The organism is Streptomyces durhamensis (assembly GCF_000725475.1).
Classification (GTDB): domain Bacteria; phylum Actinomycetota; class Actinomycetes; order Streptomycetales; family Streptomycetaceae; genus Streptomyces; species Streptomyces filipinensis.
In genome coordinates this window covers 1-24178 of the sequence record NZ_JNXR01000056.1, presented here as the reverse complement: position 1 = coordinate 24178, position 24178 = coordinate 1, and the positions used below count along the sequence as shown (strand labels likewise).

The window sequence follows — 24178 nt, the reverse complement described above, 5'->3', positions numbered from 1 at the left end:
GATCCGCGACGACATCCACGAGGCGTTCCTCAAGCTCGCCTGCTCGCTGATCTGCTGGCGCCGCCTGCGAACCGCATTCCGTTAGGAGCTCTAAGAGGTAGACCGGTGGAAACGGATCAGCAGGGGGCGTTGGGGGTGTGGGGATCGGGGGCCAGAAGGGATCGTTCGGCGGGGTGTACGGCTTCGTCGAGCTGCCAGGACGATGGGTAGGAAAGTGGATCTTTCCTACGGCCCACAGGAAGCCTAACGTGATCACTGTGGCCGCCACGATCGCCACTAAGTGGTAAAAAGCCCTCTTCAGCACTCCCTGACCCTCCCTCACCTGCTTCGCTGGATCAGCGCCCGGCTTCTTTCATACTCGTACCCCGCCTGCATACCTGGGTCGCGTCCTGCTGCCACTGCTGGACCAGGAGCCGTGGCGTCAGGATCGCCGCCGAGAGCGGCTGCACTCCTGGGACATCGGCGTGGCAGTGGGAGAACGACTCATTGAGGTCTTCGCGGCCTTAGCCGCCCACGCCGTCGCGGTGGACACCGCACGACGGTCAGGGCGGCGTGGGCGGCCATGGCCAGGGTCATGTGGCGGTGCCAGCCGGGGCAGCGGCGGACCTGGTAGTCGTCCAGGCCGCATTCCTGCTTCGCGCTCTGGAAGCACTCCTCCACGGCCCACCGGCTGCCCGCGACGCGGATCAGCTCGTCGAGCGTGGTGTCGGCGGGGCAGTAGGCAATGTAGTAGGAGATCTCCTCGGGCCGGCGGACGCTGCGGCGGGCGATGGCCCAGTGCCGGCGGTCCTCACGGTGCCACGGCCGGACCTCGACGCGAGCCCAGTCGTGAACCCGCGGGCCGTGGGCGCCCTGGCCGCACGAACGGCGCTTCGACTTCTGCCGTGGCAGGTGCGGGAACAGGTCGTGGACGGGATGGTCGATGGACCAGCGGGTGACGACGGTGTCGTGCCGCGTGGTGGCCATCACGTGGAAGACATCGGCCTGTTCCAGTTCGAAGCGCCAGCCCTTGCTGTAGCCGTAGCCCGCATCAGCCGTCACCCACCCGAACGGCATCCCGTCCGCGAGTGCCCGGCGGACCATCGCCTTGGCCATTCCGCCTTCGTGGCCAAGGGCGACGCTGTCGTCGATGCCGGCACCTGTCCCGGTCATCCGTCCATGACGTGGGCAGATACAAGCGACGGTCTACCAGCGTGCGTCCACGATGGGTGGCGTAGGCGAGGAACACACCGATCTGGCTGTTCTCGGTGCGTCCGGCGGTCCCGGAGTACTGCCGCTGCACGCCCGCCGAGCGGACACCCTTCTTCAGGAAGCCGGTGTCATCGATGATCAGAACGGCGTCCCGGTCCCCGAGGTGCTCCACGACGTAGCCGCGTACGTCGTCCAGGACCTCGTCGGCATCCCACTCGATCCGGTTCAGCAGCCGGTGGATGCGGTCAGGACCCGCGTGGCCCGCTTCCTCCGCGAGCGTCCAGCCGTTCTTCCGCTCCAACGGAGCGATCAGCCCCCCGCATGTAAGCGAGCGCCGACTGCCACGGTTCTTCCCGGTTGAACCGGTGCACGAACCGCCCGTGCACCGCGTCCAGTTCCCCGGCCCACAACCTGACATCAGCAATACCGTCCCCACCCATGACCACACCAACGACCGACCTGCCCACCCGTCACAGCAACACCGTTGCAGTACTAGGCCACCCCTGCGCCAAAGCGGTGCCGCTCCGCAGCGGGGCCACCCTCGTGGAAATCACCCCGGACGGCACTACTCCTGGCAGCCGCCGGCCCTCGCAGGGATGGCGCAGCCGCAGGCGGCTAGCCCTGGCCGTTCTGGCCGACCGTTCCGGCAGACGCAATTTCTTCGCATTAAGCTGTATGCATGAGTTCCCGAGCGACCACACGCCCCGGCGGGCGCAGCGCCCGCGTCCAGCAGTCCGTGCACCAGGCCGTCCGTGATCTGGAGGCGGAGGTGGGGCGGGATGCGCTCACCGTGCCGCTGATCGCCGCCCGTGCTGGAGTGACGCCGTCCACCATCTACCGGCGCTGGGGGGACCTGCGGGAACTGCTGTCCGACGTGGCCGTCGAGCGGTTGCGCCCCGACGCCCCGCCGGCCGATCACGGCAGCCTGCGGGCGGACCTGGAGGCGTGGGCCGTGCAGTTCGCCGAGGAGATGTCCTCGACGGCGGGCCGCACGTACATCCGCGACGCCCTGCTGGGCGACCCCGAGCAGGGCAACGCGGTCCGTTGCTCCGACTACGCCGCCGAGCAGTTGAAGGCCGTCGGCGTGCGCGCGGCCGGGCGAGGGGAGGCCGTGCCCGGTGTGGAGACCCTGCTGGACGTCGTCGTCGCCCCTCTGATGTACCGGATCCTGTTCCGCCCCTCGGACCTGTCCGAGGCCTACACCGCCCGCCTGGTCGCGGCGGCGCTCGGCAGTGCCGGGCCCCCTCCGGCACCTTAAAGCTAATAATTTGCGTCATGGGGCTCGGGGCGCCTAGAGTGCTTAATGCAAAACATTTGCCTTAAGGCTTAGAGGTGCTTCCATGACCAGCGTCACCGCCCTGCCGTCCCGCCCCGCCCCCTGCCCGTGCTGAGCCGCCGCGGCGCCTTCCCGCTGCACGCCTCGGTCCTGGTCGCCCTGCTGGCCGCGTCCAGCGCACCGACCCCGCTCTACGCGCTCTACCAGGCCGCCTGGCACTTCTCGGCCATGACGCTCACCGTCGTGTTCAGCACCTACGCGCTCTCCCTGCTGCTGGCACTGCTGACCGCCGGAACGCTCTCGGACCACCTCGGCCGACGCCCGGTCCTCGCCGGGGCGCTGCTGGCCGAGGCCGTCGCGATGGCCGTCTTCGCCACCGCCCAGGGGGTGCCCGCGTTGATCGCCGCCCGGATCCTGCAGGGCCTGGCCACCGGCGTGGCCACCAGCGCCGCCGGAGCCGCCCTGCTCGACTTCGAGGACCCCCGCCGCCCCGGCCGGGCAACGGCCGCCAACGGCATCACCCCCGTGGCCGGCATGGCGCTCGGCGTGCTGGCCGCCACCGCCCTCGTCCAGTACGCCCCCGCCCCCACCCGCACCGTCTACCTGCTGCTGCTCCTGCTCTTCACCGCGCAGGCCGCCGCAACCCTGCTCACCCCCGAGACGGCCCACCCCCACCCCGGCGCCCGTCGCTCACTGCGCCCCGCCGTCGCCGTCGCCCCCGCCTCCCGGCCGGCCCTCGCCCTCGCCACGCCCGGCATCGTCGCCGCCTGGGCCCTGGGCGGCTTCTACTCCTCCCTGGGCCCCTCGCTCGCCCGGCTCATCGCCCCGCACGCCGCCCGCGCCACCGGCGGCCTGGTCTTCTTCACCATGACGGCTGCGGCCGGCCTCGCCGGCCACGCCGCCCGGGCGCTGCCCGCCCGCACCGTGAGCCTCGCCGGCGCCGCGCTGCTGATCCCGGGAGCCCTGCTGACCCTGAGCGGCCCCCAACTGCACAGCCTGCTCCCGTTGTTCGCCGGCGCCGCGGTGGCGGGCGCGGGCTTCGGCGCCGTCACCCAGGCAGCTCTGCGCCTGCTGCTGCCCCTGGCCGCCCCGGCCGAACGCGCCGGCACGCTCGCCGCCTACTACGTCCTCAGCTACCTGGCCATGAGCATCCCCGCCGTCCTCGCCGGCCTGCTGACCAACCTGTACGGCCTGCAGACCGCCATCTCGCTCTACGTCGTGACCGTCGCCCTGCTGGCCCTGACCGGCCTCACCCGCGCCGTGCGGAGGCCCCGCACCACCTGACCGGGTGCCGCCCGCCCCGCACGCCCCTACCCCGCCCACTCGGAAGGACCCACCGATGAGCACCACCACGCCCCGTCAGAGCACCCCCCTCACCACCACCGGATGGAGCCTCGGTGACATCGCCGTGCGCCGCGTCGACGAGATCGAGCTGCCTCGCCAGACCGGACCCTGGTTGCTGCCGGACGCCACCAGGGAGGTGCTGGACGAAGCGTCGTGGCTGCGGCCCGACTTCGCCGACGCCGACGTCCCGCGGCTGGCGAGCCACAGCTTCGCGGTGGAGGCCGGTGGGCTGCGGATCGTCGTGGACACCGGCATCGGCAACGGCAAGACCCGCGCCAACCCGGCCTGGAACGGTCTCGACACCGACTTCCTGCAGCGCCTGGCGGCGGCCGGCTTCCCGCCCGAGTCCGTGGACCTGGTGATCACCACGCACCTGCACACCGACCACGTCGGCTGGAACACCCGCCTCGCCGGCGAGGACTGGGTCCCCACCTTTCCCAACTCCCGATACCTCACCAGCCGCACCGAATGGGACCACTGGGCCGCCACCGACCTGGACGAGGCCCGCACCCAGATGTTCCGCGACTCCGTCCATCCCGTCCGAGACGCCGGACAGTACGACCTCGTGGACGTGCCCGAGCAGGGGCACGAGGTGGCGCCGGGCGTCCTCCTGGTCCCCGCCCCGGGCCACACACCGGGGCAGGTCGCCGTCGAACTGCGCGGCAGTGAGCGGCGGGCGCTGATCACCGGCGACAGCATCCACCATCCCGTGCAGCTGTCCCACCCCCACGTGCACAGCTGCGTCGACATCGACCCCGCCCAGGCGATCCGCACCCGCGCCCGGCTGCTTGACCGTGTGACGGACACCGACGCGCTGCTCCTGGGCACCCATTTCCCGCGGCCCACGGCCGGCACCGTCCGCCGGGAGCACGGCCGCTACCGGCTGCTCGCCGAGCACGGCGGCGAGATCCCGGCCACCGAGGCCTGATCACGCGGCCGGTGCCGCCCGGCCGCCCCGCGGGGCCCCGAGCATCGGCGGCGCCTGCAGCTACCTAAAGCAAATTATTGGCCTTTACGGCCTCGGTTACTCCGCCGCTCCCACCTCGACCGAGAAGGAGAACATCCATGTCCACCGTCGAACTCACACCGCCGGAGGCCGCCCGCTGGGCCGCCCGCGCCGGGCTGGTGCTGCCCGCCGAACGCCACGCCGCGGTCGCCGCCGTCGCCAACCACATCCACGGCGTCGTCGCGGTCCTGCGCGAGCTGGACTTCGCGGACGTCCCGCCCGCCGCCGCGTACCACACCGGACAGGAGTCGCACGATGCAGCCGTATGAGCTGTCCCTCGCCGCCGCCGCGGACGCGATCCGTGCCCGGCGACTTTCCCCCGTCGAACTGGTCGACTCCGTCCTCGATCGCATCGAGAAAGTGGAACCGCACCTCGGCGCCTACGTCACGGTCACCGCGGAGGAGGCACACCGGGCGGCGAGCGAGGCCGAATATGAAGCGGCGCACGGCCGTTACCGGGGACCGCTGCACGGTATACCGATGGGCCTCAAGGACCTGATCGACGTCGGCGGGATGGCCACCACGGCCAGCTCCCGGGTGCGCGCCGACCACCGCGCGACGGCGGACAGCACGGTCGCCGCGCGTCTGAGCGAGGCCGGCGCCATCCTGCTCGGCAAGACCCACACCCACGAGTTCGCGTTCGGCCTGACCACTCCGCAGACCCGCAACGCCTGGGACCACGGCCGGGTCGCCGGTGGCTCCAGCGGCGGATCCGCGGTCGCCGTCGCATCCGGCACCGCGACCTTCGCACTGGGCACCGACACCGGCGGGTCGATCCGGGTGCCCGCCGCGCTCAACGGGGTCGTCGGCCTCAAGCCGACCTATGGTCTCGTCTCCCGACACGGCGTCACCTCCCTGTCCTGGTCGCTCGACCACGTCGGCCCGATCACCCGCACCGTCGAGGACGCCGCCCTGGTCCTGACCGCGCTCGCCGGACACGATCCGCGTGACCCCGCGTCGCGGTCCGTACCCGCCACGGACTACCGGCCCGGTGACAGCACGGACCTGACGGGGCTGCGCATCGGCCTGCCGCGCACCTACTACTTCGACAACGTCGACCCGCGCGTGGAGACCGCCGTTCGGAACGCCATCGGGCAGCTGGAAACCCTGGGCGCACGGGTCGTCGAGGTCGACATCCCGATGACCCGCTACATCCAGGCCACCCAGTGGGGTCTGATGGTGCCGGAGGCCGGGGCCTACCACGAGAGCAGCCTGCGCACGGTCCCCGAGCTGTACCAAGAGGACGTCCGCATCCTCCTGGAGGCAAGCGAGTTGATGAGCGCCGGGGACTACGTACGCGCGCAACGCGCCCGCACGCTCATGCGCGCCGAGTGGGCCCGGCTGCTGGATCAGGTCGACGTGATCGCCGCGCCGAGTGTGCCGATGACCGCGGTCGGCGCCGACGAGGCGACGGTCACCTGGCCCGACGGCACGGTCGAGGGCGTCTCCGACGCCTACGTGCGCCTCTCCGCCCCCGCCAACATCACCGGGGTGCCCGCCCTGACCGTCCCGGTCGGCCACGACCCGGCCGGCATGCCGATCGGCATGCAACTGCTCGGCCGTCCCCTCGGCGAGCCCACACTCCTGCGGGTCGGCCACGCCTACGAGCAGACGCAGCCGGCCCGGGAACTCGCCACGGTGGCCTGAGCTGGCGCACGAGCGCGCCCTGGCACTCCAGCCATACTTCGGGATCAGTTTGGCAAGTCGGCGCTGGTAGTACCTATGCGGGCCCGTCCCTGGTGCGTCCGGCACCATAGCGACCAGTGCAGGACCTGAGCGGGTGCGCGGGGCAGGCCGGGGACCAGCGCGTTCATCAGGCGGCGGATCTCGTTGGCGGTGAGGTCGATCGGTGAGAGGCCGGGCTCTGCGGGAGTCGTGGTGGCTTCGGCCACGACGAAGGCCAGGACAACTCAGGACGAGCATGGCAAGGGTGGCGTGGCGGTGCCAGGAGGTGAAGTACCGGACCTGGCAGTGATCGAACCCGACCTGTCCTTTGGCGGCCAGGTCAGGTAGCGGGGACGCAACAATGCGTCCCCGCTACGCAATCACCGTCCTGCTGGCCGCGAACTCGACACGGAGAAAGCAGAAACGGATCCTCCCCGCTCATCCACCTCAACCTCGCCGACATCAGACTCCTGGTCACCCGCCTCGCCCACCCCCGGTCCACCTCCGTCGAGCATGTCCTGCACTGGTCAGATGCCCTCTGCCATGGCAACGACCGCTAGAGATCTTTAATGGCTGGGTACGAAGCATCCCCTTGGACGCGCCGTGGGCGCCGCGCGGCACCATCGATCTGGCAAGGTTGACCGCCAAGGTTGGCGGCAGGCTGCTGATCGCTGCGACCGTCGCCTGCGACGTCTGCGATGTGGCGGCCGCCCGAGGAGGCCCAGACGGCCATCCACGACGGTGTCAGCCCGGCGGGCGGCCTCGCGGGCGCGGGTTACGGCGCCAGGTTCGGGGCGGCCCTCGGGACTGTCCCGGCCCGGTCGGGCCCGTGGTCGACGGGAACTTGGGAGGTGGCGTGGTCGTCAGCGGCATCGGCGAGGGCATACGGGACGGGATCGGGGATCTGTTGTAGATGAGGACTTGGCTGGAGGGGCTGTTCAGAAGGGGGCGGCCCCGCACCACGGATGAGACCTCGCTGGAGAGCCGGGCGGTGACCTCGCCCGAGGATGCGGCGGGGGGCCGGGCGGAGATCTCGCCCGAGGAGCGGGCGGTTCTGCTCGTCGGAATCCTCGACGACCCCGTGGCACGCGAGGATGAAAAGGACGACGCAGCGATGTATCTGGAGGACTTCTCCGGCCCGCTCGTCGAGTCGGGCCTGATCCGGACCATTCGCGCCGAGGACTTCACCAGCGTGCTGGCCCAGACGTGCGCGGAGTCCCTCGGCGGAATCTGGGCCAGGACGGGCCACGTGGACCCCGCCTTCATGGCGGAACTGCGGGGGCCGGCGAAGGACGAGGTCTTCGGCATCCTCCGCATCCGCGCCCCGCACCTGCTGCCCCCTAACGCCCTCTAGGCCGTGTCCGCCTACGTCTTCCACGGCACTGTGCCCGTTGCCGCGATGCGTCTCTGGCTCCGCGACTGATGCGCCGCCGCCGTCAGAGCTGCGGCAGCCGGTCCGCAACTGTGGGAGAGCGTCGCTCCTCAAGCCAGAAGAGATAGACGCGGAGGTGCGATGCCAGCTCGCCGTCGAGGTAGGCGGCGTACTTCAAGGCAGCGGCGGCCACACCTTGCCCTGCCTTAGCGTCGTCGGCCTCCCAGTCGGCGCGCCGATTCGCCAGATACTCCCTGATATGCCCTCGATCGCGCCACCATTCCCGGACCGCTGCCGGCGTCCAGTGGGTGTCGCCCGTCACAGCCGTAGCCGGAGAAGGCCTCAGCCTCCGCTGCATCGACCAGCTGCTGAAGCTCCGCCGGCGTTCGGGGCTGGCGGTACACGTACTCGGTGAAGTAGTCGGCCTCGTAGAGCACGAGCTCTGGGGCGTGGATACGGCCCGTGCCACAGTTGTCGGTTTCGGCCCCGTAGAACGGTCCGGGCACGTTGAGCCACTTTCGCTCCGACCACTGCCCCAGGAACGCTCCGCGCGCATCGTCGAGCAGAGGCACCGGATCGAAGTAGAGGCCCACGGCAGAAGGTTAGCCACGTGCCGAACGATTCACCGGACACGGCCTCAGCTTGTTCTTCATCTTCCGGCCTCGAACGGGTTCTCGAACTGAGTCGCCTCACCTGGGGATTCGCCGGACGTGGGGCGGCCTTGTTCTACGAGTGTCTGACCGCCCGGCGCGACGCGTTGTCCGAGTGGGTAGACGCGGTGCTGTGTGCGGACGGTGCGGTGAAGTCCCCGGTGGACTTGACACTGCTGCCTGAGCATCGGCGCGGGCACGGAGCGATGTACGGCGGCCTGAACCACGGCCGGATCAATCTCGGCCAGCTGCGGGCGGCGCTGGCGGGGCTCCCACTGCCGCGTTTCGACGGCGGGCGCCTGGTCCTGGCGGTCGACGTGTCGCCGTGGCTCCGCTCGGACGCGCCATGCTCAGCAGAGCGGCTGTTCTGCCACGTCTACGGCCGCGCGAAGACAGCATCACAGTTCATCCCGGGCTGGCCCTACTCCTTCGTGGCCGCGTTGGAGCCAGGCGCCACCTCCTGGACCGCGATCCCGGACACGGTCCGGCTCGGCCCTGCGGACGACGCGACCGCAGTCACCGCCGCCCAGCTCCGAGGAGTCGTTGAACGGCTCATCGCCGCAGGCCAGTGGCAGACCGGGGACCCGCATATCGTTATCGCGTCGACGCCGGTTACGACGTCACGCGCTTGGCCTGGGTCCTGCGTGACCTGCCGGTCGAGCTCGTCGGCCGGGTCCGCTCCGACCGCGTGATGCGTCTGCCGAAGCCACCGAGGATGCGCGGCGTCAACGGCAGGCCGCCCAAGCATGGTCCGGAGTTCCGCTTCACCAGGCCGGAGACCTGGCCCGAGCCCGCGATCACCACGGTCCCCTACACCACCAACTACGGCAAGCCTGAGACCCAGGCATGGGACCGGGTCCATCCACGGCTCACCCACCGCTCCTCCTGGCTCGACCATGACGGTGAACTGCCGCTGGTCGAAGAGAGGTTGATGCGATCGAAGGGTCGAGCATCCGTCGAAGGACCGGGATGCCCCGCCGGTGTGGTTGTGGTCGTCCAAGACCGGCGCCACCCCGGACGACGTGGACCGTTCCTGGCAGGCATTTCTCCGCCGCTTCGATCTGGAGCACCCCTTCCGCTTCGCGAAGCAGACCCTCGGATGGACCACCCCGGAACTCCGCACTCCCGAGGCGGCGGACCGATGGACCTGGCTCCTGATCGTCGCTCACACCCAGCCCCGGCTCGCCCGGCCGCTGGCCAGCGATCTCCGCCGGCCCTGGGAGAAACCCACCACCTCCGACCGACTCACCCCGGCCCGAGTCCGCCGCGGGTTCAGGAACATCCGCGCCCACCTCGGCTGCCCGGCCCATGTTCCCAAACCCCGAGGCGCTGGCCCTGGACGGCCACCCGGCGCCAAGAACAAACACCGGGCACCCCGCTACGACGTCGGCAAGTGCGTCAAACGCCCCGAGACCCTCAAGACCATCGGCAAACCTTGAAGATCTTGGTAGATCAAGCTGAGCTCAGCTTGATCTCTATCGGCACGGTGGGAGTTCTTGCGCAGTCAACAGCCCTCGAACAGTGCCGAGGGCGTTCTTCGGCGCACCGGTGAGCTGATCAACGATGACACTGCATCCCACCCAGGTGGACCCGCACTCCTCGACCATGCTCTGGGCAGCCGCAGCCTGGCTACCGCTCTCAATCCAGTCATCAACCAGCAGCACACGGTCTCCCGGCCCCAGCGACGATCGCTGGAGTCGCAGCGTATGACGAAGGCGTCGGTAGTCGGCAGACGACTGACGCACAACTTTGTCGCCTGGGAAGAGGCCCTCGCCCTTGCGGATGGGAACGAAACCGGCGCCGAGCTCGACGGCCGCGGCACCGCCCAGAAGGAATCCCCGCGACTCGATCCCACAGACTGCCGTGATCTGCTCATCCCGGAACGGTTCGACGAGAGCGGCGACCACCGCGGCCAGTGCCGTGGCATCCCGAAAGATCGCCCACACGTCCGCGTGACCACCGATCCACCGGAAGTGTTCAAGCACCAGCTCACGTGCAGTCGAAGGCATGGGCGGAAGTCTTCCGATCGCCGACCCACGCAGCAAACCATTAACGACCACACCGGCATCCTGGCTCTCACGACATCAACCTGAGCCGTAGATGAAGAACAAGCTCAGGGCTGTCCCGGAATGCGGTGCAGGCTGTCACGCCCCTACCCCCAGGGCAGGAAGCATCAGCTGTTGACCTCGGCGCTTGCCTTCGACGCTCGCCCCGGGAAGAGTCTCATCCGGCGGACGTCCTTCGGGGTGATGTCGTGCGAGCTGGGGCAGGGGCAGAGGATGTGCGTAGTGGATGCGGCGGCCAAGGAGGCTGCCGTCGCTCGGTTCCTCCGCGAGTACCCGGAGACAGAGCAAGCTGAATACGGCCACCCCGCGCTTGTGGGCTGCACCGATGTCGCTTGGTCGCAGATCCCCGGGTGCCCTGCCGAGCTCCCGGCCCTGCTCCGTGGTCTCCTCGATCAGGTAGCCGGCCCCGAGGCCCTGCGCGTGCTGGACAACGTCTTGATGAACAGTGTGTTTCACGTGAGCCCGGCGTTGTCGGCCGCCCTGCCCTTCCTGATCCGCCTGGCAGCTCTCCCTGACATCGCGGTGCGCTCCGGCCTGGTCGACCTCTTGGTCGTTGCCGCAGAGCTGTCTCAACCTGTCGACGCGGACAACGAACGCCGGGTCCTGCTGCTCGGCAACGAATGCGATCACCCGGAACGGGAATGGTGCAGGGCCGCCTTCGCCGCCCACGCTCCTGCGCTCCGCGCGTTGTTGGAGGCCGAGACTCTTCCAGACGGACTGATCAGCGCGGCCGACCGCGAGTGCCTGCTCAGGGCTGCTGAGCCGCAGAGATACTCCTCCTCCTAACTGCAACTACCGCAGGCCAGCACGGGTGCAGTGCGTGAAAAGATCTTGTTGTGTCTGGTGTGATCACAGCGTCGAACCCTTCCTGGATAGCCCCGTTGACTGGGCTGAACCTGCGTCAGTTCGGCAAGCCGATCACCGCGCTGCGCCGTGAAGGAGCGGATGCGGTCCGTAGAGGACGACCGTGGAGCCTGCCTTGGAGGACCGGGTTTTGCTGGTCGCCACGTACTGGCGGAGGAACCTGACCTTGCGGCACCTCGCCCCGCTGTTCGGAGTCTCGAAGTCGGCTGCCGACCGCATCATCGACCATCTCGGGCCTCGCTCGCGCTCCAGCAACGCAAGCGGTTCCGCAAGGGCACCGTGCTGATCGTGGACGGAACCCTGGTCCCCACTCGCGATCACACCATCGTCGAGCAGCCCAAGAACTACAGGTACTCCACCAACCACCAGGTCGTCATCGACGCCGACACCCGGCTCATTGTCGTGATCGGCCAACCAGTCGCTGGCAACCGCTGATGAGAGCGTTACACGACCCACCGGACACGGCCTGGAGCCTGTCCGATGGGCCGGCGCCGGTCCAAAAGGACAGCAGCACGCCCAAGCCTCCCTCACCACAAGTTCGGTGTAGGAGGCTTGGGTATGAAGGGCCGGCCCTTGAAGATGCTGGCTATCGCTGTGGCGCCCTGGACGTCACTGGTCGAGGTCGTCCTGGATGTCGTCCACCGACTGCTGCCTACGCTCCTGCTGCTGTTGGCGGGCCTTGTCCTGCGCCTGCTCGCTCCTCTGCTGCGCCTGCCGCTTGGCCTGCTCCGCCTTCTCCTTGGCCTGCTGCGCCTTCTGATGCATCTCATCCTTGATGCCCATGGGGATTCACTCCTTGAGTGGGGGTAAGCCCAGGTTCGCATCCAGCTGTAACCGCCGCACCCTGAAGCATCACGATCCGTGACAGCATCCGGAACGTCCCCTGCCGCTGGACCTATCGGACACACCCTAGCTAGCCGCAACAGTGGAGTTCGTCGGCGATGGCGCTCGTGCCGAGCGTGACAAGGCCACCGTCGAGCGGGAACGGCGCACATCGTCGCCGCAGGACCGTTCGACTGAGCTAGCCGGGCTCGGGTTCGGGTTCGTCGTGGATGGTCAGTGCTCCGGCGAGGTCGAGGTCGGCGACAGTCCCGTGTGCGCCGGCGCGGACGAGCAGCACTGCGCCGAGCGCGGTGCTCCAGAAGGTCCTTGCCTCCACCTCGAGCGGTCGACGGGTCCGCCAGCCGCGACTGTCGACGAGCTGGCTCACGAAGCGCTCGGATTGCCGGAACAGCAACTGGAGGTGCTGGTCGACCACGGGGGCGAGTTCGGGCTTGGAGATCCCGGCGGCGAGTGCTCGCGCGACTGACGGGAGCGAGGGCATGGCCAGTACGGCGCGGGCGATGTTGCGTCGAAATGTCGCCGCATCGGGGGCTTGGCGACCGATGCGCTCAATGCGTCGGGCGTCGTGCAGCAGGCCGAGAAAGGCGGCGTGCACGAGCAGCGAGTCCTTGGAGCCGAAGTAGTAGGTGACCTGATTGGGGAAGACGCCTGCCGCGTTCGCGATCTCCGCGACGCTCACCTCGGCGCCGGGCCGCTCCTTGCAGAGCTGTGCAGTTGCCTCAACCAGCCGGCGCTTCGTCGCGCGACCGCGATCACGCGAGCGAGCCGACGTTGACCGAGCTTCAGTCCGCTTCTTCTCCACACCCGAATTGTATGTGATACAACAAAGCTTCATCGACTTGTATCGCATACAAGAAAGGTCCAAGGGCATGCACCGGACTGAAGTCGTCGTGACCGGACTCGGCGCGATCACACCACTCGGTGGAGACGTGGAGTCCACCTGGACAGCCCTGCTTGTCGGCGAGTCCGGCATCCGCGGCGGTGTCCTGCGAGGCCAAGAGGACATCGGCCTTCGCGACACCGTCGCGGGGATGATGGCGATCGACCCCGCCGAGTCGCTGCCGCCCGTGCAGGCCAGGCGGCTCGACCGCTCGCAGCAGGCAGCCCTCACCGCGGCGGCGGAAGCCTGGGCCGATGCCGGTGCCCCGCGGGTCGATCCGGACCGGCTCACATCATCGATCGGCACGGGCATCGGGGGCGTACGGACGCTGCTGAAGGAAGACGACGTGTTGGAGGCGGCCGGGACGCGGCGCGTCTCGCCACGCACGGTCCCCATGCTCATGCCCAATGCGGCGGCGGCGCTGATCAGCATCGAATACGGCGCGCGGGCCGGGGTCTACACGCCTGTCTCGGCGTGCTCCTCCGGTGCCGAGGCGATCGCCCTGGGAGCCAGGCTCATCCGTGCCGGTGAGGCGGACGTGGTCATCGCGGGCGGGACCGAGGCCGCGATCACACCCATCACCGTCGCCGGCTTCGCTCAGGCACAAGCACTGTCGCGGTACACCGGCGAACCCGCCTCAGCATCACGGCCGTTCGCCGCGGACCGCAGCGGATTCGTCCTCAGTGAAGGCGCCGCTGTCATGGTGCTCGAAAGCGCCGAGCACGCCAGCGCCCGAGGCGCGCGCGTCCACGCGGTACTCGCGGGCGCCGGCATCGCCGCCGACGCTCACCACATCACGGCGCCCGCCGCCGACGGCTCCGGTCAGATCTCGGCCATGCGGAAGGCCCTCGCGCAAGCCGGCTTGGCTCCCGAGCAGATCAGCCACATCAACGCCCACGCCACCGGAACGCCGGTCGGCGACGTCGCTGAGGCGCACGCGATCAGGGAGGTCTTCGGCCATGCCACCGTGACGGCCCCCAAGGCGGCGCTTGGTCATCTCTTTGGCGCCGCCGGCGCGATCGAGGCCCTCATCGCCGTCCTCAGTGTGGAGCACAGCGTCATCCCGCCGACCCGCAACATCACCGCGGCCGGCGTCGGTCCCGACATCGATCTCGATGTCGTCGCAGAGCGACGAGACGTCCCCCAGGAGGCCGTGCTCAGCAACTCCTTCGGCTTCGGTGGGCAGAACGTCTCACTCATCGTCACCGGCACACGGCACCACGCGTCCCGTACAGTGTCGACCACATCATGACCCACGCGAACGCACCATTGTCTGTAGAGGGGCGCCGCCGATTGGTCGAACGTTGCAAGACTCGTCCGATCGCGCATGTCGCCACGCACGGTCACCCGCCATTTGGCCGCCCTCGGTCTGAACGACGGAAGTTCATCGACTCCAACGGCAAGACCAATCAAGAGCCGCGGACGATCACTGCTCGACGGACGGTATGACCTACCGCGCGCGTCGCAGGGTTGCCGAGAGATGGTGCTGCAACGGCTGGCCGACCGCCGCCAGGTCGTGGACGAACGTGAGTGTGTCGCTGTCGGTCAGGGTGTAGCGGCGGCGGGTGGCATTGACCTCCTTGGCCGTGGGAGTGAGGGCCACCTTGTGCGTGGAGAGATCGACCGTGTCCTGTGCCGCCTGGCCGACCGCGATCTCGGCGATGCCGGTGGGCTGGGTGATCAGTGCCTCCACCCGGCCGTCGGGCTGAAGCCGCCACCATCCGCTCTCCCGAGCCGCCGGGCGCAACGGTGCGCTTTCGGCGTCGAGCAGCCAGGCCCGGGCCTCGTAGCGGAGGAAGGGACGGCCGTCGTGGCTGAAGGTGACCTCCTGGGCGTAGGTGAAGTCTCCGGCGAGCGTCGGGTATCCCCCTTGGCCCCGGCCGTGCCATGTGCCCAGGAACCCGAGCACGGGCTCGAGCAGTGCGTGCGGTGTGGGCGCTTCGTCCGGGCCGTGGGCGTCGGGGTACGGGTGCTCCGGTGCGGGGTCGTACACGTTCGCGCTCCTTAGGTTGCCGGTGCCGGTGAAAGCCTAGGCGCCCATCTCCTCGGCGACGGGCAGGGCGGTCACCCCTGTGTTCAGCGCGTGGCGGGGCGGGTGGCGGGTTGGAAGCGGAAGGAGAGCGCCTCCATCAGCGGCTTGCGCTGCGTCTTCTGGACGGAGGCGATGCGCCACCCTCCGTCGGCCTCGCGGATGACCGTGTACGTGGCGAGCTTGCCGAGCTTGGCCAGATCGTCGTCGGCCTTCGGGCCGCCTTTGCGTACGTCGCCGCGTGTGACGACCACGGCGGTGTCGGTGCCGTAGAAGCGCAGGTCGGTGATCTCGAGGATCAGCCGGGTGCCCTTGAGGAAGCTGTCGAACAGGGCTTGGTGGGCGCGGCCGATCTCCGTACCGCCGTGGTAGGCGGTGCCGACGTAAGTGACATCGGTGGCGTCCGCCGTGAACTGCGCGCCGTACGCGGCGCCGTCACCGTTCGCCCAGGCCGCGCAACTGCGCTCCAGCAGGGTATGGACGGCCTCGGCGTCCGTGGTGCGGGCCGGGTCGAGGGGGTTGGCGGGGTTCAGGTGTGCGGTCATGGTGGTCCTTCGGCGCGATGATGATAGCTTCTGTAGAGAAGATACTGCCTTGAAGATTTCTCTTCTTTAAAGAAGAGATTATGGAGTGAGGAAGCCCGTGTCAACGCCTGCCATGCGAGCCGACGCCAGCCAGATCTACCGCCGTTACCTCAGCGCCGTGATGCTCCACGGCCACGCCAGCGCCAGGGCCTGCGAGCTTGGCGCCACCGACCTGTACGCACTGAACATCCTTCAGCTGACCGGGCCAATGACCCCCGGTGAACTGGGCACCCGCACCGGCCTCACCACTGGACCGACCACCCGCCTCATCGACCGCCTGGAGCAAGCCGGCTACGTACGCCGCTCCCCCTCCCCCGAGGACCGGCGCAAGGTCATCGTCGAACCAGTCGGCGAACCCGCCGGCCTCGACCGTGTCATGGCACCCGCCCGCCAGAAGATCGGCGAGATCCTCGGCGACTACTCTCCCGAGCAACTTGACGTCCTCTTCGACTACTTCACCCGCGCCGCCACTGCCTACCAGGTCGCCGCCGAGCAGTTGCGCAGCGCGGACGGCAGCTGACGGCGGCGCGCCATCGCCTCCGGCCCTTCTTGTCGTTGACCGGCTGGACCGTGCACGCCATCGCGCCGCACAAGTGGCTCGCCGCGATACCGTACGACCCGCTCACCGGGCTGATGTGCCGGGACGCATACTCCGCCCGCGCCAGGCAAATCCTGCGCCGTAACGGTGACGACACGGCCGTGGTCATGGTCGACGCCGATCACTTCTCGCCGCCTACGCCGCCTACCTCGGCTGGCTCGAACTACGCCGGACCGCACCCACCCTCGCCCCCGAGACACGACTCCACGACCCCGGCTCCTCAGCCGCGCTCGACCACCTGGTCGCCATGATTCTCACGCCGGCCGAGCCGCCCACCCTGGGCGGACCCACCGACGGGCAACGGGCGCCTGAAGCACGGTCCGCGACGTGGACAACAGGCTCCGGCTCCCCTGCATGAGCGGTGTCATCTCTTCGGATCTTCGGACCAGGCGCGTTCGCCCCCTACGGCCGCAGAGGAACCGACGACTCTGCTGCTTAATTCAGGGTTGGGTGTGGCTCTCTCCTCGCGGGACGCGTTGAGCTGCTCGTTGGGGTGACGTGGGCTTACCCGACTCTCTGCCGTGCTCCTCGCAGCAGCAACCGCCTACCGCGGCTCCCGCTTCACCGGCGCGTGAGCACGCGAAACTCGTTGCCGTCGGGGTCGGCCAGCAGCACTGCGCCGTCCCCGCCGTGGTCGGAGTCGAGACGCTTCGCCCCGAGGGAGAGCAGGCGCTCGACCTCCGCTTGCTGATCGTCGTCCGGTGCGAGGTCGAAGTGCAGGTCCTTGCCCGGATCCGGCATGAGCGGCGGACCACCCCACGTGATCTTCGTACCGCCGTTCGGTGACTGGATGGCGGTCTCCTCGTCCTGGTCCCAGACCAGCGGCCAGCCCAGCGCCTCGCTCCAGAAGTAGCCCACGGTCTGCGAACCATCGCAGGCGAGCGCTCCGATGAAGCCGCAGCCGGCGAGGAAATTGTTGTCCGGCTCGATGACACAGAACTCGTTGCCCTCGCGGTCGGCGAGTACCACATGGGACGCGTCCGGTCCCTGGCCGACGTCAGCGTGCTGCGCACCGAAGGCGAGCGCCCTGGCCACGGTCTCCTGCTGGTCCTCCAAGGAGGAGCTCGTCAGGTCGAAGTGCAGCCGGTTCTGGGCGGCCTTCTGCGTTTGGGAAGGACGGAAGCCGAGGCGGTAGCCGGCGTCATTCCCGGACAGCAGGGCGACGCCGTCGTAAGAATCGTCGGTTCTCTTCAAGCCCATGACACCGGACCAAAAATGCGCCAGGCGCTCAGGCTGGTGCGCGTCGAAAGAGATCGCGAAGAGTCGGCTGCTCATTGCGCCACGCATCCTCGGTCCGTTGAGTGCCAACGGTCGGCAGGGCGCCGTGTCAGCGCCTTGAACGAGGATCCTACGAGCGGGCCAGCCCCAGTTGCAGCCGAGTATTCCGCGGCCCCGGAGCTAGCCGGAGCTGCACCCTTCGGGGTTCGGGATGCGAGTTGGTGGCTGAGGCGGGTGAGTCTGCTGGTCCGAGACGTGAACGAGGGTTGGCCGGGGTTCCAGTGGGCGTCGAGGCGGATGACGTTGACGGCGGTGGCGGAGAAGGCGTGTTGGAGACGGACCTTCGGCAAGCGGCGGTAACGGGCCCTGCGCAGGCCGGTGACGTCGAGGGCCTGGTTGATGGTGCCCTCGATACCGGCGCGAAGTGCGTACTTGGTCTTCCAGGTCTTGGTGGTCTGCTCGGCCCGGGCACTGGCCAGGGTCTCGTGGAGTTCCTGGGAGCGGAGGCTGAGGATGCGGATACCGCGCGCTGAGGTGGTGCACTTGTCCTGGGTGGGGCAGGCGTGGCAGTCGGTGCGGGCGAAGCGGCCTCGGTCCCTCGCTGGGGGCACCGTCAGGCAGAGGGGCGCCGCCTGGTACCGCCGCCGCAGCCATTCAGCGGGATCAGGGTCTCCAGGTGAGCGCCCTTGACCCAGGCGACCAGCAGGTCGCGGTGCAGAGCCACGATGTCCTGGCGCAGCGCCAGGCCCAGTGCGGCCTTCGTGAACGTACGGCAGGTGGTGACGAACAAGGCGACATCGGCGCCGTGTTCCAGGCGGGCGGTACCGACGAACTTCTGCATGTCCTGCGAGGAGACACTGCGGTGCGGCGCATACTTCTTGCACGACCAGCTTGCGGCCGTCGGCCAGATAACCGACGACGTCCGCGCCCAGGTCGCCGCTCTTGCCACTGACGACGACCTTCGCGCAGCCGTCCCGCCGGCACAGATCGGCAACGTACGTCTCGAAGTCCAGCCACGACAACGCGTCGACCTCGGCCATCGACAACTCCCGCGCCCGGGCTCCTCCCGCGCTCGCCACGCGCGGTCCTGGCCGACCGCGAGACGATGCGCCCGCCACAGCGCCCATCCAGCCCCGCCCACCGCGGCCGCGGCGAGCACGGCCACCAGGACAGGCCACACCAGCGACCAGTGCCCGGCGACCCACACCGAGGCAGCCACCGCCGCCACCGCCCCCCAGCCCTGTAGCTGCCTGCGCGTCCGCTTCCTCAAGCGCCGGCGCCGTCAACGTGCCGCCATCACTCCCCCGCTCTCCAGACCCCTGCACCGCGGTGCGCACCGACGGGCGCACTCCAGCCTGTACGTGTGCGGAGGCTCATCGGCCGGCCTGGGTGACGCCGCTCGCCAGCTGTCCCAAGATGTTCAAGATCCCCTGGCCCGCCGGGGTGGGTGCGATCAGGACGCCGAGCGCCAGGACGATGACGACGGTCAGCTTCTCGTCGAAGCGGCTCCGGGAATGCGTAGGCCGCCGCAGCCGCCAGACGACGATGGCGTGAAACCGCTGATAGCCCGCCGCGGCATCGATCACGGTTCCGGACTCGGCACCCAACGCTGGGTCGTGGAGCGCGCGTTCGCTCATCTGCACTGGTTCCGTCGCCTGCGGATCCGCGGGGAGATCCGCGACGACATCCATGAAGCCTTCCTCACCCTCGCATGCGCGCTCGTCTGCTGGAGGCGCTTGAAATCAGCGCGATAGGAGTCCCTAGAACTTCAACAAAGTGACAGGCTGATCAGTCGGCTGACCCGAACGAGGCCAGGAATCAGGTTCCAGCGATCGTTCGGCCTGGCATCGGCTCTGCGAGCGCGGCTCGCCAGGGCGGCGCTCCGAAGGGGGCGGCGAAGTACTGTGTTTCGTGCACCACGTGCTGGTCAGCGAATTCCATGATGCTCACCGAGTACGAAGGCACACCGTCGTAGGTGATCACGCATTCGCTCACCCACAGATTCGCGTGGCCGGTGATCCGCTGGACGGTGAAGTGGCGGTCGGCCGGGTGTCCGCCGCGTTGCGCCGAAATCGTCGCGCGGCCCCGGAACCGCTCACCTGACTGCGGGTAGTCCAGGATCGCGTCCGTGGCGTAGATGGCGTGCTCGACATCGGTGTTCCCGCGTTCCGAGGCCCGCCAATGCTCCTCGATCGCGGCCCTGGTCCGGGAGTCCTCATCCATGGCACCGCCCTTCCGTAGCGGTGACAGCCTAGGCACCCCGGGCCACAGCCGGCCCGCGGTCGGGCAGACATGGGCTGCCAAGTCCTCCCTTTGGGCGGATCCCAGGCGACAGCCGTCCACCGTGGCAACGGCTTCGAGAGATCGTCACCCGGCTCACCCCACCTTCGATCCATTCTGTTAGGAGTTTTTAGGCCACTGCGGTGCCGGTGCTGCCCTACCTGGTCAGTTCAGGCCCAACTTGGACAGGGCAGTGGTCCAGTCGGTGACGATGGCGTTCTGCGCGGCGGGGGTGACCTTCCCGGAGCAGACGGCCGTGTGCAGCTTCGTCTCCACCGGATCCTTCAGGTTGTTCACCCCCCCGAGCCCGGCTTGTGAGCCGGGTCGGCCGGCTCCACCCAGAGGTTGCGGTAGTCGTTCGGGTCGCCTCCGAGCTGAAGCGAAATGAGGTGGTCGTACTCGGCATCCTTGAGGCTGCCCTTGTAGGCGTAGGAGGCGGCGTTCGCCGCCTCGTCCTTCCGAGTGATCGCCTCCGGCGGCCGAATGTTCTCGGTGTAACCGCCCTTGCAGCAGATCGTCGACGCCAGGTTCGCCCGCCTCACCGCCGGCGAGACCGCACCCGGTGTGCATGCCAGGTCTGCCAGTCGGGCGGGCAGCAACAGAGAGCCGTGGACGGGAGCGTCCACGGCTCTCTTCTGCCCTCCGGAAGTTACCGGCGCACTGCGTTGAAGACCTCACGCGCCACCCGCGCGGTGTACCGCACGGCCTTCGAGTAGGCGTTCGTCGGCATCTGGGGCTACTTCCTGCACCTCGCGCTGCGTCACTTCCCGGACGCCTACCGGCGGTGGGCCCGCGAGCACCGGCGGCGGCTGTTCGAGATCCTCGGGAAGGACGCCTTCCAGCGGTACCGCTTCGAGCAGGGGACGGTGGCCTGGGGGCCCTTCCCCTTCCCCGGCCCAGAGCACCAGACCGCGCTGCGGGAGGCCCTGGCCGTCATCCTGGACGGCGCCTCGCGGGAGGAGTACGCGGTGTGCAAGGCCATGCTCATCACCGGGGCCACCCAGGAACTAGCCGCAAGTCGGTCGAGCGGCGACCGGCCCGGGTGCGGAGCCGGGCCATCAAGCTCGCCGCGGCCGGTGTCATCATGACCCGCACGCAGCGCACCGTGGCCCGGTGGCCGGAGCACCGCCGTCGGTCCGGCGTACTACGACGCACTTCCTGAGCCTGGCTGGACCGCGCTGACGCTCAAAAGGCCGACCGTCCCGGCGCAGGCCGTCGAGTTGTAGGCGACGTAGATCGGGGTCGTCTGGCCCGGCGGGTAGACCTGCAGGTACTGCGCGGCGGTCGGGTGGCACTGCGCCGTAGGGTAGTTGCCTGCATCCGTGATCCGCAGCAACGCGTTACCAGTGGCCCTCGGTGCCAGCGTCACCAGTGCGCGTGGGGCGGTGGTGTTCCGTGTGGCGGCCGGGCCAATCTGATGGACCGGGCTGCCACCGGCCAGTGACACCCCGGGGTAGCCGTACAGGGTGCAGGTGGTCTGGGAGATGTTGGTGAAGTCGATCACCTGGTAGACGCTGCCGGCGGTTCCCTGACTGATACCAGGTCTGGCCTTCAGATAACGGGTCGGGCAGGCGGCGGTGCGCCTGGGCGTCGTTCCGGCCGGTTGTGCCTGGGTATTGCTGCCCCTACGGCCGGCCTGAGCCCTGTTGGCCGCGGTCGGCGTTGTCGCGGCTGGCGTTGTCGCGGTCGGCACCGTCGCGACCGACGCGCCGGAAGCCGTGGCCGCAGCGGTGCCTCCGGAGGAGGTGGCTGAGCCCGCGCTGCAGCCGGTGGCGAGCACCACGACGCCGGTGAGCGCGGTGGCCAGGAATACTCGTCGGAGCGTGAGTGGAGATGACATCGCGGTTGCCCTTCTTGCTGCGCAGAGCGGCCTATTGGCCGTGTGACACTCATGACGCCGCATGTGCCGCGCCGGTTGTACCGGACGCGTCCCAGCGATTTCACTGTTATGTCACGCCGCTAGGCGCCCTGAACGGCGCAGCAGCCATGGTGCCCAGCGGCATCCTCGCCCGGCGAGACGCCGCCGCATGACTGGCGTCCGTCGGCCGTCCCGCGGACAACGCGGGCTTAAACCTGATCGCCGCAGGTGAGCTGCCGGGCGGGCGGGTGTTGCACAGGCGATCGCCCCCGGCTGGGGTGCCATGGGCGAGCGGCCGACCAGGTGCCAGGTAACCCGCCAGTGGCTGGGGTGCGGAGGACGGGGGGCGGGCTCCGGTTCCGGTGTGGCGAGCTTGGGCCGTCTGCCCATGTTGCGGCGGACTTCGCCGTAGGGCTGGAGGTGCATCGTGGCCGCCGAAACGCGTGGTCCCCGGCCAGAGCCGGGGACCACGCACACGGCGTCGCTCAGGCGACGACCGTGATGTTCTCCGCCTGCGGGCCCTTCTGGCCCTGCGTGACGTCGAAGGTCACGGCCTGGCCTTCCTGCAGCTCACGGAAGCCGGAAGAGTTGATGTTGGAGTAGTGCGCGAAGACATCCGGGCCTCCGCCGTCCTGCTGGATGAAACCGAAACCCTTCTCGGCGTTGAACCACTTCACGGTCCCGCTGGCCATGCATCTACCTCTCGGTCGAACCGGGTCCACACCATGCAGACCCGCAGTGATCGCCCTGGTCACAGCCCGCACAACAAAACGCCCGTACCTCGCGGTACGGGCAGCAACGCTGACCCACGACAACCACCGCGACGCTACACCGCGCATTCGATCAACGCCAGAGAGAAACGACGGGTCCTGCGGGCGGTGCCTCTGGTGGACTGGTGACCCGGCGCTGTACGCCGCGTGGAAGGCCGAGCGGCCGGGTGGGGTGGACCGGGGTGATTGCCGGCCAATCTCGCCGGTGCGCGGCCTCAGAGCGTCTGTAGGACGGCGACGACCTTCCCCAGGATGACGGCTTCGTCTCCGGGTGGTGTGCCGGCGGCGACGCGGTCCACTAGGGGGACCTGCGCGACCGAATGGTGGTGCTGGTAAGAGTTCTACCAGGGGCTGCAAACGGCTTTGAGGGGCCTCTGTCGATACGGTTGCCCCCGTGGAGAGCGTGCACCAACTGCGAGTGTCGATGCCGGACATCGACCCGGGCCAGCGAGGGGGATCGGACGCGCCTTCGCGCGAATCTTCGTGGCGACGTGCTTGCAGAACATCGTCCCCACGTACCACCGGCCAGCAGCCGCGACCGACCCGGAACGCAGTCGGCCCCGCACCGCAGCGCTCGGGTGCGGGGCCTTCCCGTGCCAGGACTCAGTGCTGCCGGTTGCTCAGCTTGTCGATCACAACCACGAACGGCGCAACATATCCGGCCGCCTCCACCACCGGCACGTGCCCGATGAGGATCAGCACCAGGCCAGCGGCTAATACGGTGAGAAACAGGATCAAGGTGGGCTTGTCGAGTGCGGGCATACTGGGTTCTGCTCCCGTCCTGTCGAGGGGTCCGGTGGGCGACCGGCCACCCGCTGCGCCTGGAAACGAGGCGGGTGGCCGCTCAGTTGGTATCTCCCAGAAAGTAGGGCGATTCCGCGAACTCCGAGCGCGGCCGGCAGGCTGGGCAGTCACCCATTCGTGGCGGTAGTCCCAGGGCCGATTCCCTGACCTGCTTATTGAGAACGTAGGCCCCACCAGTGGTCCATGATGGCGCGTCGACGGAACCCTCCCAGCGCGGGAACAACTCGGACCTGCAAGAAGGGCAGGTAATTTCGCCCGCACAACACCAACGAGGTCAAGTCCCCGGCCGCAGTACGTCCGCTCCGCATCAATCCCTCCGGAGAGATGAAGACCGTCCGCTGGCGTTGGATGCGCGTCCACAGGGCCCGGACAGCCGTCGGGGTCTCACTTCGTCTGTCGCTGCGCAGCCGGCCACGATGTGCATCGCCAACTCTCCTGGTTGGCCCTGTCGTCAAACAGGCCCATGCCGACTTCGTCGCCCTGAACAGCGGAGAGGTTCCGGGTGGAGCGCTCGCACCGCAGGCGTGTCCGTGAGGAACGAGCGGACACGGCGAGAAGCGGGACGAACGACCTTGATACGGAAAAATCCGGCCGGACACTGGATCGGCCGGGGAGGGAGTGACCACGTCCGCCGGAACGTCACCGGACTGGGCCTGTGCCGGCAGGACTCCTACCGCGACTGCCTGCTCGCCCGCTGGCGACCTCGGGGAACAGCCGAGCAGCCATTACTGGTAGGGCCATTCCGTTGGTCGGCCGAGCGGTGCCCGGTAGTAGGAGTGTGCTAGTGACCTGAGTCAGAGGTTCGTCGTTGGTTTGGTGTGAATCGCCGTGGACCGAAGATCCCGCCGTTGTCGGTGACGGATGCCCAGCGGACTGTGCT

General features: G+C 68.9%; 24 protein-coding genes and 5 pseudogenes. 12 read left to right on the top strand and 17 right to left on the bottom strand.

Going from position 1 to position 24178, the window contains the following annotated elements; translation table 11 throughout:
• Positions 1–421: 421 nt before the first annotated feature.
• Positions 422–1631, bottom strand: a pseudogene (locus IO33_RS45245) (IS701 family transposase).
• Between the two features lie 239 nt (positions 1632–1870).
• On the opposite strand from IO33_RS45245, the gene IO33_RS0141420 reads away from it, so the two are divergent.
• The 6 genes from IO33_RS0141420 to IO33_RS0141390 all read left to right on the top strand — a co-directional run bounded on the left by IO33_RS0141420 (position 1871) and on the right by IO33_RS0141390 (position 7836).
• Positions 1871–2449, top strand: a complete 579-nt coding sequence (locus IO33_RS0141420) for a TetR/AcrR family transcriptional regulator (RefSeq protein ID WP_031174257.1) — start codon at positions 1871–1873, stop codon at positions 2447–2449.
• A 126-nt stretch (positions 2450–2575) separates the two neighbouring features.
• On the top strand, positions 2576–3751 hold the full coding sequence (locus IO33_RS0141415; protein WP_245236064.1) for an MFS transporter: 1176 nt from the start codon (positions 2576–2578) through the stop codon (positions 3749–3751).
• A gap of 55 nt (positions 3752–3806) precedes the next feature.
• The gene (locus IO33_RS0141410) at positions 3807–4739 is read left to right on the top strand and encodes an MBL fold metallo-hydrolase (protein WP_031174255.1); all 933 of its coding nucleotides are present in this window, start codon (positions 3807–3809) and stop codon (positions 4737–4739) included.
• A 137-nt stretch (positions 4740–4876) separates the two neighbouring features.
• Complete coding sequence (locus tag IO33_RS0141405; RefSeq protein WP_031174254.1) at positions 4877–5086, top strand: hypothetical protein; 210 nt, start codon at positions 4877–4879, stop codon at positions 5084–5086.
• A complete protein-coding gene (locus IO33_RS0141400) occupies positions 5073–6464 on the top strand; it encodes an amidase (protein ID WP_031174253.1) in 1392 nt (463 codons plus the stop codon). Before IO33_RS0141405 ends, IO33_RS0141400 begins: the two co-directional genes overlap by 14 nt.
• A gap of 931 nt (positions 6465–7395) precedes the next feature.
• On the top strand, positions 7396–7836 hold the full coding sequence (locus IO33_RS0141390) for a hypothetical protein (protein ID WP_031174252.1): 441 nt from the start codon (positions 7396–7398) through the stop codon (positions 7834–7836).
• Positions 7837–8060: 224 nt separating this feature from the next.
• On the opposite strand, the gene IO33_RS45240 is transcribed toward IO33_RS0141390, so the two are convergent.
• Entirely contained in the window at positions 8061–8447 is a 387-nt protein-coding gene (locus IO33_RS45240; protein ID WP_245236063.1) for a ferredoxin, read from the bottom strand.
• Between the two features lie 86 nt (positions 8448–8533).
• Between IO33_RS45240 and IO33_RS46410 the strand changes: the two are divergent.
• A pseudogene (locus tag IO33_RS46410) lies at positions 8534–9943 on the top strand (NF041680 family putative transposase).
• A gap of 36 nt (positions 9944–9979) precedes the next feature.
• Here IO33_RS46410 and IO33_RS0141375 read toward each other — a convergent pair.
• Positions 9980–10513 carry a phosphoribosyltransferase family protein gene (locus IO33_RS0141375; RefSeq protein ID WP_031174251.1) on the bottom strand — a complete coding sequence of 178 codons (534 nt, stop codon included), beginning with the start codon at positions 10511–10513 and terminating at the stop codon, positions 9980–9982.
• A gap of 171 nt (positions 10514–10684) precedes the next feature.
• Between IO33_RS0141375 and IO33_RS0141370 the strand changes: the two genes are divergently transcribed.
• Positions 10685–11356 (top strand): hypothetical protein, encoded by a 672-nt coding sequence (locus IO33_RS0141370; protein WP_157858076.1) that lies wholly within the window; start codon positions 10685–10687, stop codon positions 11354–11356.
• Between the two features lie 50 nt (positions 11357–11406).
• Positions 11407–11866 (top strand): annotated as a pseudogene (locus IO33_RS45225) (transposase family protein); the annotation flags it as partial.
• A 177-nt stretch (positions 11867–12043) separates the two neighbouring features.
• Here the strand turns inward: IO33_RS45225 and IO33_RS51555 are convergent.
• Positions 12044–12217 (bottom strand): hypothetical protein, encoded by a 174-nt coding sequence (locus IO33_RS51555; protein WP_167349511.1) that lies wholly within the window; start codon positions 12215–12217, stop codon positions 12044–12046.
• A 238-nt stretch (positions 12218–12455) separates the two neighbouring features.
• The gene (locus IO33_RS0141355; protein ID WP_031174249.1) at positions 12456–13079 is read right to left on the bottom strand and encodes a TetR/AcrR family transcriptional regulator C-terminal domain-containing protein; all 624 of its coding nucleotides are present in this window, start codon (positions 13077–13079) and stop codon (positions 12456–12458) included.
• A 67-nt stretch (positions 13080–13146) separates the two neighbouring features.
• On the opposite strand from IO33_RS0141355, the gene IO33_RS0141350 reads away from it, so the two are divergent.
• The gene (locus IO33_RS0141350) at positions 13147–14409 is read left to right on the top strand and encodes a beta-ketoacyl-[acyl-carrier-protein] synthase family protein (RefSeq protein ID WP_037687346.1); all 1263 of its coding nucleotides are present in this window, start codon (positions 13147–13149) and stop codon (positions 14407–14409) included.
• Positions 14410–14607: 198 nt separating this feature from the next.
• On the opposite strand, the gene IO33_RS0141345 is transcribed toward IO33_RS0141350, so the two are convergent.
• Both IO33_RS0141345 and IO33_RS0141340 read right to left on the bottom strand, forming a co-directional pair.
• On the bottom strand, positions 14608–15150 hold the full coding sequence (locus IO33_RS0141345; RefSeq protein WP_031174247.1) for a heme-binding beta-barrel domain-containing protein: 543 nt from the start codon (positions 15148–15150) through the stop codon (positions 14608–14610).
• Between the two features lie 83 nt (positions 15151–15233).
• Positions 15234–15731 carry an SgcJ/EcaC family oxidoreductase gene (locus IO33_RS0141340; RefSeq protein WP_051927305.1) on the bottom strand — a complete coding sequence of 166 codons (498 nt, stop codon included), beginning with the start codon at positions 15729–15731 and terminating at the stop codon, positions 15234–15236.
• Between the two features lie 97 nt (positions 15732–15828).
• Here IO33_RS0141340 and IO33_RS0141335 point away from each other — a divergent pair, with 97 nt between their 5' ends.
• On the top strand, positions 15829–16290 hold the full coding sequence (locus IO33_RS0141335; RefSeq protein ID WP_245236062.1) for a MarR family winged helix-turn-helix transcriptional regulator: 462 nt from the start codon (positions 15829–15831) through the stop codon (positions 16288–16290).
• A gap of 639 nt (positions 16291–16929) precedes the next feature.
• On the opposite strand, the gene IO33_RS0141330 is transcribed toward IO33_RS0141335, so the two are convergent.
• The 4 genes and pseudogenes from IO33_RS0141330 to IO33_RS45215 all read right to left on the bottom strand — a co-directional run bounded on the left by IO33_RS0141330 (position 16930) and on the right by IO33_RS45215 (position 19169).
• A complete protein-coding gene (locus IO33_RS0141330) occupies positions 16930–17643 on the bottom strand; it encodes a VOC family protein (RefSeq protein WP_031174244.1) in 714 nt (237 codons plus the stop codon).
• Entirely contained in the window at positions 17640–18197 is a 558-nt protein-coding gene (locus tag IO33_RS54370; protein WP_157858075.1) for a transposase, read from the bottom strand. Before IO33_RS54370 ends, IO33_RS0141330 begins: the two co-directional genes overlap by 4 nt.
• A gap of 2 nt (positions 18198–18199) precedes the next feature.
• Positions 18200–18626: pseudogene (locus IO33_RS45220) on the bottom strand (restriction endonuclease).
• A gap of 333 nt (positions 18627–18959) precedes the next feature.
• Positions 18960–19169, bottom strand: a complete 210-nt coding sequence (locus IO33_RS45215) for a hypothetical protein (RefSeq protein WP_051927307.1) — start codon at positions 19167–19169, stop codon at positions 18960–18962.
• On the opposite strand from IO33_RS45215, the pseudogene IO33_RS53260 reads away from it, so the two are divergent.
• A pseudogene (locus IO33_RS53260) lies at positions 19134–19340 on the top strand (transposase); the annotation flags it as partial. The gene IO33_RS45215 and the pseudogene IO33_RS53260 sit on opposite strands and share 36 nt — an antisense overlap.
• A 64-nt stretch (positions 19341–19404) precedes the next feature.
• Here the strand turns inward: IO33_RS53260 and IO33_RS0141315 are convergent.
• From IO33_RS0141315 to IO33_RS50910, 6 genes are all read right to left on the bottom strand, one after another.
• Entirely contained in the window at positions 19405–19809 is a 405-nt protein-coding gene (locus tag IO33_RS0141315) for a nuclear transport factor 2-like protein (RefSeq protein WP_031174243.1), read from the bottom strand.
• 222 nt (positions 19810–20031) lie between these two features.
• A complete protein-coding gene (locus IO33_RS53930) occupies positions 20032–20163 on the bottom strand; it encodes a hypothetical protein (RefSeq protein ID WP_342448405.1) in 132 nt (43 codons plus the stop codon).
• On the bottom strand, positions 20160–20492 hold the full coding sequence (locus tag IO33_RS53925) for a hypothetical protein (protein WP_209439016.1): 333 nt from the start codon (positions 20490–20492) through the stop codon (positions 20160–20162). Before IO33_RS53925 ends, IO33_RS53930 begins: the two co-directional genes overlap by 4 nt.
• A 518-nt stretch (positions 20493–21010) precedes the next feature.
• Positions 21011–21706: a DUF4232 domain-containing protein gene (locus IO33_RS48785; protein ID WP_157858074.1), complete on the bottom strand. Its 696-nt coding sequence runs from the start codon at positions 21704–21706 to the stop codon at positions 21011–21013.
• Positions 21707–22209: 503 nt separating this feature from the next.
• Positions 22210–22416 (bottom strand): cold-shock protein, encoded by a 207-nt coding sequence (locus IO33_RS0141290; protein WP_031174240.1) that lies wholly within the window; start codon positions 22414–22416, stop codon positions 22210–22212.
• Positions 22417–23097: 681 nt separating this feature from the next.
• A complete protein-coding gene (locus tag IO33_RS50910; RefSeq protein WP_157858073.1) occupies positions 23098–23256 on the bottom strand; it encodes a hypothetical protein in 159 nt (52 codons plus the stop codon).
• Between the last annotated feature and the right edge of the window lie 922 nt (positions 23257–24178).